The organism is Sphingomonas sp. CBMAI 2297 (assembly GCF_029870595.1).
Taxonomy (GTDB): domain Bacteria; phylum Pseudomonadota; class Alphaproteobacteria; order Sphingomonadales; family Sphingomonadaceae; genus Sphingomonas.
This window is the reverse complement of the sequence record NZ_JAPDIR010000009.1, coordinates 26,283-39,233: the sequence shown is the minus strand read 5'-3', so window position 1 is coordinate 39,233 and position 12,951 is coordinate 26,283. Positions and strand designations below refer to the sequence as shown.

General features: G+C 68.2%; 13 protein-coding genes and 1 tRNA gene. 6 read left to right on the top strand and 8 right to left on the bottom strand.

What is annotated here, in order from left to right; genetic code table 11:
- Positions 1-7 precede the first annotated feature (7 nt).
- From hemB to OMP43_RS13660, 5 genes are all read left to right on the top strand, one after another.
- Positions 8-994, top strand: coding sequence for a porphobilinogen synthase (gene hemB, locus OMP43_RS13680; RefSeq protein ID WP_280280093.1), 987 nt, complete (start codon positions 8-10; stop codon positions 992-994).
- Positions 991-1,527, top strand: coding sequence for a GNAT family N-acetyltransferase (locus tag OMP43_RS13675; protein WP_280280092.1), 537 nt, complete (start codon positions 991-993; stop codon positions 1,525-1,527). Before hemB ends, OMP43_RS13675 begins: the two co-directional genes overlap by 4 nt.
- Complete coding sequence (locus OMP43_RS13670; protein ID WP_280280091.1) at positions 1,524-2,066, top strand: GNAT family N-acetyltransferase; 543 nt, start codon at positions 1,524-1,526, stop codon at positions 2,064-2,066. The genes OMP43_RS13675 and OMP43_RS13670 overlap by 4 nt, the downstream gene beginning before the upstream one ends.
- Entirely contained in the window at positions 2,063-2,593 is a 531-nt protein-coding gene (locus OMP43_RS13665) for a GNAT family N-acetyltransferase (RefSeq protein WP_280280090.1), read from the top strand. Before OMP43_RS13670 ends, OMP43_RS13665 begins: the two co-directional genes overlap by 4 nt.
- Positions 2,594-3,189: 596 nt before the next feature.
- Positions 3,190-5,472 carry a fused MFS/spermidine synthase gene (locus OMP43_RS13660; RefSeq protein ID WP_280280089.1) on the top strand — a complete coding sequence of 761 codons (2,283 nt, stop codon included), beginning with the start codon at positions 3,190-3,192 and terminating at the stop codon, positions 5,470-5,472.
- Here the strand turns inward: OMP43_RS13660 and OMP43_RS13655 are convergent, their stop codons facing one another.
- Positions 5,473-5,970, bottom strand: coding sequence for a hypothetical protein (locus tag OMP43_RS13655; protein WP_280280088.1), 498 nt, complete (start codon positions 5,968-5,970; stop codon positions 5,473-5,475).
- An 82-nt stretch (positions 5,971-6,052) separates the two neighbouring features.
- Between OMP43_RS13655 and OMP43_RS13650 the strand changes: the two genes are divergently transcribed.
- Positions 6,053-6,129 (top strand) — tRNA-Arg (locus OMP43_RS13650).
- A gap of 61 nt (positions 6,130-6,190) precedes the next feature.
- On the opposite strand, the gene OMP43_RS13645 is transcribed toward OMP43_RS13650, so the two are convergent.
- The 7 genes from OMP43_RS13645 to OMP43_RS13615 form a co-directional block, all read right to left on the bottom strand.
- Positions 6,191-6,673 (bottom strand): hypothetical protein, encoded by a 483-nt coding sequence (locus OMP43_RS13645; RefSeq protein WP_280280087.1) that lies wholly within the window; start codon positions 6,671-6,673, stop codon positions 6,191-6,193.
- Between the two features lie 97 nt (positions 6,674-6,770).
- Complete coding sequence (locus tag OMP43_RS13640; RefSeq protein ID WP_280280086.1) at positions 6,771-8,012, bottom strand: ATP-binding protein; 1,242 nt, start codon at positions 8,010-8,012, stop codon at positions 6,771-6,773.
- Between the two features lie 130 nt (positions 8,013-8,142).
- On the bottom strand, positions 8,143-8,355 hold the full coding sequence (locus tag OMP43_RS13635) for a hypothetical protein (protein WP_280280085.1): 213 nt from the start codon (positions 8,353-8,355) through the stop codon (positions 8,143-8,145).
- 104 nt (positions 8,356-8,459) lie between these two features.
- Positions 8,460-9,701 carry an N-succinylarginine dihydrolase gene (locus tag OMP43_RS13630; RefSeq protein ID WP_280280084.1) on the bottom strand — a complete coding sequence of 414 codons (1,242 nt, stop codon included), beginning with the start codon at positions 9,699-9,701 and terminating at the stop codon, positions 8,460-8,462.
- Complete coding sequence (locus OMP43_RS13625) at positions 9,701-10,711, bottom strand: arginine N-succinyltransferase (RefSeq protein WP_280280083.1); 1,011 nt, start codon at positions 10,709-10,711, stop codon at positions 9,701-9,703. Before OMP43_RS13625 ends, OMP43_RS13630 begins: the two co-directional genes overlap by 1 nt.
- Positions 10,708-11,916 carry a hydrolase gene (locus OMP43_RS13620; RefSeq protein ID WP_280280082.1) on the bottom strand — a complete coding sequence of 403 codons (1,209 nt, stop codon included), beginning with the start codon at positions 11,914-11,916 and terminating at the stop codon, positions 10,708-10,710. The genes OMP43_RS13625 and OMP43_RS13620 overlap by 4 nt, the downstream gene beginning before the upstream one ends.
- 120 nt (positions 11,917-12,036) lie before the next feature.
- The gene (locus OMP43_RS13615; RefSeq protein ID WP_280280081.1) at positions 12,037-12,948 is read right to left on the bottom strand and encodes a DUF481 domain-containing protein; all 912 of its coding nucleotides are present in this window, start codon (positions 12,946-12,948) and stop codon (positions 12,037-12,039) included.
- Between the last annotated feature and the right edge of the window lie 3 nt (positions 12,949-12,951).

The following is a 12,951-nucleotide window of genomic DNA, read 5'->3' as shown; positions in this document are numbered from 1 at the left end:
CGCGGCCATGAGTCAGTATCCCGCGCTCCGCCTCCGCCGCACCCGCGCCTCCGAATGGAGCCGCCGGCTGCACGCGGAAACCGTGCTCACCCCGGCGAACCTGATCTGGCCGCTCTTCGTCACCGAAGGCGCGGCGGAAGAGCCGATCGCCTCGCTCCCCGGCGTCTCGCGCTGGGGCGTGAAGGACATCGCGGCGCGCGCGCGCGAGGCCCGCGAGCTCGGCATTCCCTGCCTGGCGCTCTTCCCCAACACGCCGCGGGAGCTGCGCACCGATGACGGGCGCGAGGCGCTCAATCCGGACAATCTGATGTGCCGGGCGATCCGCGCGATCAAGGACGCGGTGCCCGATATCGGCGTGCTCACCGACGTGGCGCTCGACCCTTATACCGCGCATGGCCATGACGGCATCGTCGATGCTCAGGGCTATGTCCTCAACGACGAGACCAGCGCCGTGCTGGTCGACCAGGCGCTGCTCCAGGCCGAGGCGGGGGCGGACATCGTCGCCCCGTCGGACATGATGGACGGCCGGGTCGGCGCGATCCGCGGCGCGCTCGAAGCCAATGGCCATGTCAACGTCCAGATCATGGCCTATGCCGCCAAATATGCCTCGGCCTTTTACGGCCCCTTCCGCGACGCGGTGGGCAGCCGCGGGCTGCTCAAGGGCGACAAGAAGACCTATCAGATGGATCCGGCCAATGCCGAGGAAGCGCTGCGGGAAGTCGCGCTCGACCTGGCCGAGGGCGCGGACAGCGTGATGGTGAAGCCCGGGCTGCCCTATCTCGACATCATCCTGCGCGTGAAGGACGCGTTCCAGGTGCCGGTGTTCGCCTATCAGGTCTCCGGCGAGTACGCGATGATCGAAGCGGCCGCGGCGGCCGGGGCAGGGGAGCGCGAGGCGCTGGTGCTCGAGACGCTGATGGCCTTTCGCCGGGCCGGCTGCTCGGGCGTGCTCAGCTATCACGCGCCGCTGGCGGCAAGGCTGCTCGCCGGATGATCGCGACGGCGCGCCTGATCCTCCGTCCCTGGCGCGAGACGGACAAGCCCGTCTTCCATGCGCTCGCCAACACGCCGGCGATGATGGAGCATTTCGGCGGCCCCGTACCCCGGGCGAAGCACGACGCGATCATCGACAAGATGATGGCGCAGCAAGCGCGCCACGGCCATTGCATGTGGGTGGTCGAGATCGGCGAGACCGGCGAGCTGGCCGGCGTCTGCGGCGTGCGCATCGGCGGCCATCCCGGCACGCCGGTGCCCGAGGAGCTGGAGATCGGCTGGCGCATCGGCGAGAAATTCTGGGGGCAGGGCATTGCCCGCGAGGCGGCCGAGGCGAGCATCGCCTGGGGCTGGGCCAATACCGCCCGCCCGCGCATCGCCGCCTGGACGGTGATCGGCAACCGCCGCAGCTGGGGGCTGATGGAGCGGCTGGGCATGCGCCGCCGCGCCGATCTCGATTTCCGGCACCCCGATTATGCGCCCGGCGACCCCTTCGGCGCGATGATCGTCTACGCGATCGACCGCCCGGCATGATCGAGACCGCGCGCCTCAGCCTGCGTCCCTGGACGCCCGCCGACCGTCCGGCATTCGAAGCCCTGGTCAACACGCCCGCGATGATGGCGCGGCTCGGCGGGCTGAAGGCGCCGGCGGACATCGACGCGATGTTCGCGCGGCGGCTCGAGGATCAGGCGCGTTACGGCTTCTGCTATTGGGCCACCATGCTCCGCGAGACCGGCGAGCTGATCGGCAGCTGCGGCCTCCGCATCGCCAGCAACTATGGCCCCGAAGCGCCGGTTGCCGGCATGCCGGAGATCGGCTGGCGCATCGCCGAGGCCCATTGGGGCAAGGGCTATGCCCGCGAGGCGGCCGCGGCGAGCATCGCCTGGGGCTGGGCCCATCTCGATGCGCCGGCGATCGGCGCCTGGACCACGATCGCCAACGATCGCAGCTGGGGGCTGATGGAGCGGCTCGGCATGCGTCGCCGCCCCGATCTCGACTTCCACCTCCGCGCGCATGCGCCCGACGATCCCGTGGGCGCGATGATCGTGTATATCCTGGAGCGCCCCGCATGATCGAGACCGAACGCCTGGTCCTGCGTCGCTGGCGGGAAAGCGACCGGCCGGCCTGGCACGCCATGGGCCGGGACCCCGCGGTGATGGAGTTCCTTGGTCCGCCGTTGAGTCCCGAGGCCGCCGATGCCGCGATGGCGCGGCAGAATGCCCTGCTCGACGCCCATGGCCATTGCTTCTGGGCGGTGGAGCGCAAGGAAGACGGCGCGTTCCTCGGCTTTTGCGGCCTCAAGCCCGGGCCGGAGGGAACACCGCTCTTCGGAGAGACCGAGATCGGCTGGCGCTTCGCGGCGGCTCATTGGGGCAGGGGCTATGCCCGCGAAGGCGCGCAGGCGAGCCTCGACTGGGCCTGGGCCAGCCTCGACGTGCCGACGGTCGCGGCGATGACGGTGCTCGGCAACGCCCGCAGCTGGGGGCTGATGGAGCGGCTGGGCATGGTGCGGGTTCCCGCCGAGGATTTCATCCATCCCCAGGCACCCGACTGGCTGAACCCGCACATCACCTATCGGATCGCACGGCCCGGCGGGTGAGGCGCCGGGTCGGCCGGCGCTTTCCGCCTTGCGATCCGGAGATTTCACCATTCCCGGATTGTGGCAGGGGCCTGGGTCACGGGCTCATACTCTCCACCATCATCCCGCATCCATCGTCATCCCCCGCGAAGGCGTGGATCCAGGATAATATGGGACAATCGAAGCGGTTGTCGGAGACGGTAACGCGACCCACGCGGCCCTTGCGCATGGCCCTGGATCCCCGCCTTCGCGGGGATGACGGAGAGAGGGAAGCGGGGGCTGACGGAGAGGGGGACGGAGGGGGGTATGCGTCCCCGATCGGGCCCAATCGACATCTGGAGTAATGGAGCCGCGATGGCCCCATCTACCCCGATAAGTTCCAGGTCGAACCGAGATCGGGACTGTCGGCGCACCCGGACCCTTTACTAGTAGGGTTTCCTCTGCTTGCGTCCACGGCATGATCGTGTCGCACATCCCGCAGCCCGCCATATCCGGACAGGGCCCAAATTCCGGGGAGGGAAATCGGGCCCCCCATAGCCTAGGCTTCGTAAACTTCCGCGCCTGGTTCATCCATCGGCAAGCCGAATCGCTGCACAGCGGCGCGGAGGCCTGAAGCGATGGAGAATGCAATCGACGACGGGACGCCGCAGCCCGGCACGCGGACCACGCGCTGGCTGTTCGTCGCCGCGATCCTCGCCGGCTCCTTCCTGCTCTTCCTCGTCCAGCCCATGGTCGCGCGCATGGCGCTGCCGCAACTGGGCGGCGCGCCGGCGGTGTGGAACAGCGCGATGCTGGTCTATCAGGCGCTGCTGCTCGGCGGCTATTCCTATGCGCATTGGCTGGGCCGGGTGTCGCCGCGGGCCCAGGGGACGATCCATCTCGCGGTGCTCCTGATCGCGGCACTGTGGCTGCCGATCGGCGTGATCGCGATGGAACTGCCCGGCGACGCGGAGCCGGCGCTCTGGGTACCCTGGCTGCTCGTCGCCTCGATCGGTCCGCTGTTCTTCGCCGTCTCTGCCCAGGCGCCGCTCCTCCAGCGCTGGTACAGCATCGCCAGTCACGGGCGCGACCCCTATGCCCTTTACGCCGCCTCCAATATCGGCAGCTTCGGCGGGCTGATCGCCTATCCGCTGATCGTCGAGCCCAATCTGGCGCTCAAGGGCCAGAGCTGGCTGTGGACCGGCGGCTATATCCTGGTCCTGATCCTGGTCGCGGGCTGCACCGCGCGCCTGCCGCGCCGGGCGGAAGGCGAGCCGCATGTCGCGCACCATACGCCCGCGCCGCCCTGGCGCCGGGTGTTCCACTGGATCGCGCTGGCGCTGGTCCCCTCGGGCCTGATGCTGGCGACGACGACCTTCCTCACGACCGACATCGTCGCGGTGCCGATGCTGTGGGTGCTGCCGCTCGGCCTCTATCTGCTCAGCTTCTCGGTGGCCTTTCGCGACAATGCGGTGCTGCCCGAGATCCTCACCAAGTTCGCGCCGGTCATCATCCTGATGTTCGGCGCGACGCTGATCGCCGGCCACCAGCAGCTCGCCTATCTCAACGCGATCATCGGGCTGTTGCTGCTCTTCACCGTATCGGTGACGCTGCATGCCCGCATGTATGCCCTGCGCCCGGCGCCGGACCGGCTCACCGGCTTCTACCTCGCCATGTCGGTGGGCGGCGTGCTCGGCGGCGTGTTCGCCGGCCTGATCGCGCCGATCCTGTTCGACTGGACCTATGAATATCCGCTGCTCGTCCTCGCGGCGGGCGCGCTCTGCCCGCAGATGTTCCTCCTCGCGGCGATCGGGGATTTCTGGCGGCACGGCACCCGCGGCAAGACGATCACGCTGGTCGTGCTGGTCGCGCTGCTGGTCTGGCTCGGCGCGGTCAATCCCGGCAACCTGCTCGGCATCATGCACGAGCAGATCGCCTTTGTGCTCGTCGCGCTGCTCGGGCTGTTCGCGGTCGGGCGCCGCCCGGCCTATCTGGCAGCGCTGGCGGGCGGCCTCATCCTGTTCGGCGGCTATCGCTCGATCCAGCTCTCGCTCACCGATGCCCGCACGCGCAGCTATTTCGGTGTCTATACCGTCACGGACTATGACGATGAGCGCCAGCTGGCGCACGGCACCACGCTCCACGGCATCCAGCTGAAAGGGGCGCTCTCGACCCGGCCGACCACCTATTACGTGCCGGGATCGGGCGTGGGGCAGGCGATGCAGGCGCTGCCCGATCTCTATGGTCCCGCCGCGCGCGTCGGCGTGGTCGGCCTCGGCACCGGCACGCTCGCCTGCTATGCCCGGCCCGGCCAGAGCTGGCGCTTCTTCGAGATCGATCCGGCGATCGTCCATCTCGCCCGCGATTCGGGCAAGTTCACGTTCCTGCGGCAATGCGCGCCGCAGACGCGCATCTCGATCGGCGATGCGCGCGTGCGCCTCACCGAGACGCAGAGCGCCAGCCTCGACCTGCTCGCGCTCGATGCCTTCTCGTCGGATACGGTGCCGATGCACCTGCTGACGCGCCAGGCCTTCGCCACCTATGGCCGGGTGCTTGCCCCGAACGGGCTGCTGCTAGTCCATATCTCCAACCGGTTCATGGCGCTGGCCCCCGTGGTGTCCGCCGCCGCGCGCGATGGCGGCTGGAAGGCGGTGCGGCTGTCCTACGAGCCGGAGCCGCATTTCGTTGCCACGCCGCAGCCGGGCGGCGGCACGAAGGTGGATCAGGTGGAGCCCAGGGCCGAATCGGCGTCGGAATGGATCGCGCTCAGCCATGACCAGGCGGTGCTCGACCGGCTGGTGGCGCGGGGCGGAGGCTGGCGGCGGCTACGGTCCTGGCCCGGCTTCGAGCCCTGGACCGACGATTATGCTTCGGTGATGCCGGTGCTCCGGGTGCTGCACCCGGAGCTGGCGGGGAACTGACTAGCCGCCCGTGCCGCCCAGCGCGGCCTCGAGCGAATCGATCCGGGCCTGTTGCGCGGTGGCGGCGCGGTCGGCGTCGGCCAGGGCGGCATCGAGCGCCGGATAGGGCGGCAGGCCGTCGACGCCGCGCTGGGTCGCCAGCTCGTCCAGGTCGGACAGGGCCGTCACGGCCGGGCGGCGCAGCTCGGCAAGCTGGCCCATCGCCACTTGCGCCTGCAGCCACGCCTCGGAGCCCTGGGGCAAGCCGCGCGACACGGCGATCCGGGCCTCGGCATCCTGGGCGCCGGCGGTGAAGGCCCTGGCGCCGGCGTCGAGCCCGGCGCGGATCTCGGCGATCCGCTTGTCGAGCGCGGCGTCGGGCGTCGCGACCGGCACCGGCCGCTCGGGCTCGGCGAGGCTCGTCGATTCGATCGGGCGGGGCAGCAGCGAGGGGTATCGCCCCGTCGCCTGGGTGCAGCCGGCGAGCCCGGCGAGGCTGAGCAGCAGAATAAATCGCATGTCAGCGCCTTATGCCTGTGGAAAACTGCACGCAACGGCTTGCGCGATCCGAAAACCGCTTCTAAAGGCACCCCTCCACAGCGCGCCCGTAGCTCAGCTGGATAGAGCATCAGACTACGAATCTGAGGGTCGGACGTTCGAATCGTTCCGGGCGCGCCATTAAAAACCCCGCTAGGCCATCGGCTTAGCGGGGTTTTTATGTTTTGGGGCTCGGGCGCGCTCACCGCCGAGCCGAAAGCTCCCGAAGCTGAGCATTTTCTTTCTGGGTCACTTGCGACCAGGCTTTCGACTGGCCGCAATTATAGTTGACCCACAACGCCCCCCTGGCTGCCGGCGGATCGGAGCGAGGCCAGGGCCGGCGCGTGAGAAACAATAGATAGTCTCCGTCCAGATCAGGCACTCCGCCATCGCCATCCATGTAGAATCCGCCGCTGTTCCGCATTGTGAAGAAAGTGAATCTCCGCGGAAGATCGCCCTTGAAGCTCTGGACGACTTCGAGCCGGTAGAGGACCCACGATTCGTTTTCGTCGGACCAATGATAGTCTGCGGAAACCACATGGGCACGAACAACCCAGCGAGAATCCTTGAACTCCTGGGCGACAGTGGTCTTTGCGTTATCCACGCCACGGTAGCTGCAAAGTGCATGAGCGGGCGATGTCAAAATCGCCGCGATGCCAAGACTCATCAGAGCACGGATCAACATCAGCCATCGTAACAAATGCGCCCCGCATCTGCTACGCCGCGCACGTCGATTGCGTGGACGCGGCGACCGCGACGCAAATCGAGTCCGGCTGACCGAATCAGGCCGTGGGCGGGTTGCCCGGCAGGATCACCGTGACGCGCAGGCCGCCGATCGGCGAACGGCTCGCCTCGATCCGTCCGTGATGCGCCTCCACGATTGCCCGCGCCGTCGCCAGGCCCAGGCCGGAAGCCGCCGATTCGTCGGCGCGGTCCGAGCTGCGATAGAAAGGCTCGAACAGGCGCTGGGCGAGCATCACGTCGACGCCGGGCGCATTGTCGTCGATGATCAGCCGCCAGGCGTCGCGCGAGCTCTCCAGGCCCAGCACGATCCGGCCGTTGCGCGGCGTGTAGCGCAGCGAATTGTCGATCAGCGCGCCGAACAGCTGCTCGATTCGCGCCCCGTCCCATTTCACGATCACCGTATATTCGGGGAGCGTGCTCGTCTCCAGCCGCACGCCCTGCGCCTCGGCGCGCTTGCGATCGGCATAGATGGCATTGTGGATCAGCGCGCGCGGATCGACCGAGGCGAAAGTGACGGGCAGGCGGCCGAGATCGGCGAGCGCCACCGCGTTCAGATCCTCCGCCATGTGGATCAGCCGGCGCGTGTCCTCCTCGATCGCGCCGATCAGCGCGGGCGGAAGCGGCGGCTGCACCTCGCACAGCTTGATGAAATGCTCGCCCATATTCTCGGTCGGGCCCTTGAGCTCGCCCGAGATCGAGACCAGCCAGGTGCGCCGCGCCGTCTCCAGCCGGCTGAACTGGCTGGCGATGCGGCGCAGGTTGCGCATCGTCGCCACGACCTCGGCCGGGCCTTCCTCGTCGAAATAGAGATCGAGGTCGCCGTTCACCACGTCGCGGCTCATCCGGTAGAGCTGCAGCTGCGGCCGCGACCAGCGCCGCGCGAAGACATAGGCCATCACCAGCAGCAGCACGAACAGCACCACCAGGATCGCCGCCACGCCGATATATTGGGTGGCGAGGACCCGCCGGTCCTGATCGGACAGCTCGGGCGGGCGGACCACCCGTGCCGTCGCCACGGTGCGGCCATCGACCTGGACGGGGCGTTCGGCGCGCGCGGGCAGGGAAGTGGTGGGGCCGGCGATCGCATGGCCCTGCGGATCCACGAGCAGGACCCGGCCGGCAAGCGGCCCGGGCAGGTTCGCGGCCTGATCGAGCGGGCGCCCGGCACGGGCCGCTTCGGCGACCGTCTGCACGAAGGCGTCAAGCCGCTCGCGGTCGCGCTGGACGAGCTCGGCCTGCTGGCTCTCGTGCATCACGAACACCATGAGTCCACCCGGCACGACCGCCGCCAGCAGCGCCTGCGCCGCCAAAGAGGAAAAAATGCCTCGAAACAACCGCACGCGCTCAGAACCTCCCCACAGGCCAGCTCGCCGGCCCTAGCCCCCGACTATTACAGACGCAATTCCCCGCTCAATCCGGAACATCGAAGCTGTCCAGTATCTTGGCGCCCGCCATGAATACAGCAATCGGGCACAACGCGAAGAGCATCCAGCCACCCCAGCCCGGAAACTTCCCCAGATAATGGACCCCGCGCTCGGTCGCGCCACAGGCAAGACCATAGATGACCAGAAAGGCCTCGAACTTGGTCTTGATCGTGAACAGGCGACGGACGCGATAGAGCATGGGAAAGGTTAAGCAAGCGCCGGGCCAAGCGCCAAAATACGTAGTTTCGCGTTAAATTAGATAGTTAACTGTCAATTATCCCGACACTTCGGCTGCTCGTGCCGCTAGAGAAGCTCCGGGATCTCCAACGCCTCCAGCAACGCCCGGCGCGCGGCCTCCACCCGGGCGATCAGCGCCGGATCGGCGATCGAGTCGAAGGGTATGGCCTCGGGCCAATGCGCCTCGATCACTCCGGCGATGCGATCGAGCTTGCCATCGTCCACCAGGAAGCGCGGATCGACCGTCGCGGGATCGCAGACCACGCGCAGGCGCAGACAGGCAGGCCCGCCGCCATTGGCCATGGACTGGCGCACATCGACCACCTCGAGCCGCCGGATCGGGCCGTTGCCCGCGACATGCTCCTGCAGCCAGCGCCATACCGAAGGCGTGTCGCGTGCCTCGCCCGGCAGCACCAGCGCCATCTCGCCCGAGGGCAGGGTGACCAGCTGCGCGTTGAACAGATAGGATCTGATCGCATCGGCCAGGCTCACCTGCGCGGCAGGCACCTCGACGATCTCGACCTGCGGCAGCATCGCGCGCAGATCGGCATAGAAGCGATCCTTGCCAGCAAAGGCCAGTTCGTGCGTGAACAGCACGGGACCGTTCGCCACCGCGACCACGTCGTTGTGGAACGCGCCTGCCGCGATCGCTTCCTCGGATTGCTGGACGAACAGCACGCGCTCGAGCCGATGCTTCCGCGCCACCGCCGCGCTTGCATCGGGATGCTGGCGCGCGGGGAAGGGGCCGCCCGAAATGCCATAGACGAACACTTCCACGCCCGGCGCGTCATGGCTGGCGGCGAGCCGCATGTGATTGGCCGCGCCTTCGTCGCCGAACGGCGCCGGCACGGGGGCGTGCACAGTGAAGGCGGGGCCGGCAAAGGCGAGGCGGAGCTGTGCCAGCGTCTCGGGCCATTCATGGCTGCGATGCGGCATCGTCACCAGATTGGCGACGCTCAGATGGCATTTGCCGTCCGCCGTGTCGGGCGCGGGCGAGACAGTCGCGGCATTGGCGGCCCACATCGGCGAAGCGGACAGCGCCTGGGCCTGGCTATGCGGCGGAGCATCCTCGAAACGAGTGCCGAGGCTGGCGAGCCAGCGATGGTCGGGCCGGGCATGGGGAAGCAGGATGCCCTGGGCGAGCCCGAGCGCCAGGTTGGCGCGCATCTTGGCGACTCCCTGCAGCGCCGCGGCACGCGGGAACGAAGTCTCGCCCCGATTGCGCGTCGCCGCCAGGTTGCCATGGCTCAGCCCGGCATAATTGTGGCTCGGGCCGATGATCCCGTCGAAGTTGATCTCGACGAGCATCAGCGCGCCACATGCATGATTTCGTCGCCAACGCCCACACCGAGCAGCTCGGCGGTTTGCGGGTCGATCGCCGCGCCCCCCTCCCGCTCGGCCACGCGGCCCTGGGTGGCGCGGAACTGCTGGAGCCTGCCCGTGGCCACCAGGGCAGGCTCGCCACCGGCTTCCACCGCCACCACGCGAGCGATCCTGGCGTCGCGCACCGTCTTCACCTGATCGGTGCGCGCGGTCATCGTCGGGCCGCCGTCGAAGATGTCGACATAGCGCTCCCAGGCGAAGCCCTCGCTCTCCAGCATGCGCATCGCGGCGCGGCCGGAGGGGTGGGGCAGGCCGATCACGCCGCGCGCGCTCTCCTGCAGCATCGCGGTATAGATCGGGTGCTTGGGCATCAGATCGGCGATGAACTGGTTGCCATGGACGGCATTGAAGCTGTCCGCCTCCTGGAAGTTCATCCCGAAGAAACGCCCCGCGACGCCGTCCCAGAAGGGGGATCCGCCCGCCTCGTCGATCACGCCGCGCAGCTCGGCCAGGATCCTTTCGGCGAAACGCTGGCGGTGGCGGGCGATGAAGAGATAGCGGCTGCGCGCCAGCAGCATGCCGAGGCCGCCGGCCCGCTCGCCCGGATGCAGGAACAGCCCGCCGACCTCGCTGGCCCCTTCCAGGTCGTTGACCAGGCTGAGCGTCTCGGCACGGAAGGTACGGCCCAGCTCCTCGCTGTGCTTGGTCTCGGTGGCAAGGCGATAGGAGTAGAAGGGCCAGCGCTGCCCCACGGCGGTGAAGATCTGGCAGGTGCCTCGCACCTCGCCGGTATCCCTGTTCTCGAGCACCAGCACGAACACGTCGTCGCCGCTCTCGTCCTCGCCGCGCTCGAAGGCGGCATGGCTGCGCGCGAGCTTGGCCCGCAGCACTTCCTTCTCGGGCTGGAGATTGGTGAAGCCGCCGCCGGTCAGCTTCGCCATCTCGTAAAGCGCCTGCAGATCCTCGTCGCGGGCGGCACGGATCACGAAACTCATAATCTTCCCTTCTCGGCGATACGCAGCATGGTGACGGCGGAGAGCGCGGCACGCTCGGCCAGGCTCTCCGGAATGAGGAATTCATCGGCGCTGTGGATCAGGCCGCCGCGCGCGCCCATGGTGTCGACCACCGGCACGCCGACGGCGGCGATGTTGTTGCCGTCGCACACGCCGCCGGAGAATTTCCACGCGACGGGAATGCCCAGATCGGCGCCGGATGCCTTCACCAGCGCGAACAGCTTCTCGGCACCGGAGTCGAGCGGCTTTGGCGGGCGGTTGAAACTGCCATGGACGTGGATGCGCACGTCATGCTTGACCGACACGATCGCGACGGCCTGGTCGATCGCGATCCGCGCCAGGGTGATCGCCTCGCTGTCCCGGGGCCGGAAATTGACCCGCAGGATCGCGAGCTCGGGCACGACATTGTTGGGGCCGCCGCCGTCGATCCTGGCGGGATTGACCGCCAGGCCGGGAGCCTTGGCGTCATTCAGCCGCATCGCCAGGTCGGCCGCGGCGACAAGCGCGTTGCGCCCCTCATCCGGATTGCGCCCGGCATGGGCCGACTTGCCATGGACCAGGATCGAGAAATTGCCGGTGCCGCCGCGCGCGCCGGCCAGCGTGCCGTCGGGCAAGGCGGGCTCATAGGTTAGCGCCGCGACCTTGCCCTTGGCGGCGCCCGCGATCAGCCCGGCCGAGGAGAAGGAGCCGGTCTCCTCATCCGAATTGATCAGCACCTCATAGCCCAGGCGGCCCGCCAGCGGGCTCCCCTCCACTGCCTCCAGCGCGGCGAGCATCAGCGCGAGCCCGCCCTTCATGTCGGCTGCGCCGGGCGCGTTCAGATTGCCGTCGGGCAGCCAGCGGTTCGCCTGGAAGGGGTGATCGGCGCCGTAGACCGTGTCCATATGGCCGGTCAGCAATATCTGTACCGGCGCTTCGGGCCGCACGGCGAGATGGAGGTGGTGGCCATGCGCCAATGCCTGCACCTGCCCGTCCGCCGTCATGCTCTCGGCGGGCTCGGGCTCCACCAGCGCGAGGTGGCCGGGCAGGGCGGAAAAGGCATCGGCCAGGGCATCGGCCATGCGACTCAGCCCCGCCAGGTTGCGAGTGCCGCTGTTGATCGCAGTCCAGGCCTCGGTGCGCGCCAGCATGGGCGACGCCGCGGCTCTCTCCACTGCCGCGCATTCTGTCTTGGAAAGCTCGGTCATCCTGGGCACCTAGCGCGTAAAACCCCCTGCGTCATCCCGCCGAGCGCTGGGATGTCATGCAATCCGGGCATGATCTTCGGAGTCCGGGCCCGGGTCTTTGCCGGAAGGACGGCCCCGCCGTCAGAAATCGACGACGAGCGCCGCGCGGCTGGTCGTGTCGGTGGTCCTGCGCCCGAGCGGCGGCATGCTTTCATATTGGAGCGAATAGCTGAACTGCGCCGAGAGCGGCCCGATCAGCCGGGTGAGCAGCGCCGATTTGGACGATACGGTGCTGTTCGAATCCTGCACATAGGCCGAGGCGACCTGCGTCACCGAGATGCCCTTGGTGATCTTCCAGCCGAAATCGATGCTGCCGCGCGCCGCGGCATTCTTCTCGGCGGTATCGTTGATGAAACGCGTATACCGGAAAGCGGGGCCGACCTCGAGGTCGAGCTTCACCGCCGGCGACTTGACGGCGCTGTAGCCGATGCCGCTCGACAGCGAGACGCGATCGGTGAAGCCCGAGAAGCGATCGCTTTCATATTGCGCGGCACCGTAGAGATAGGCGCGGTCGTCGAACTTCCAGTTGGGCTCGTAGGCGGCGAGATAGCGTTCCCGCGTGGTGATGCCCAGGCTCTCCTGGTAATCGGCCTGCACCCGCAGCTTGTGGCGCCATTGCAGCGCCTCGCGCTTGAGCTCCAGCGCCGCGGTGACGCCGATATTCTCGGTATTGCCGGTGGTGACGTAACCGCCGAGTTCGGCATGGCCCTTCACCAGCGCGAAGAAATCGGCGCTGCGGATCTTGGCCTGGGCCTTCTTCGTCCGCTCGTTGCGCCAGTCGGTCGCGATCTTCACCACCTGGTCGGCCGTGGCGGGCGAGGCGGAGCGGGCATATTTGACGATGACGGCGACGTCGCTCTCGCTGCCCGATTCCATCGCCGCATCGAGCATGGCCCTGATCGTCGCCGGGATCACCGTGGGATCGACCGTCGCGGAATCATCGTCCGATGCGTTGGCGAGCAGCAGCGGCAGGGCAAGGAGCAGGGCGCGCATGAG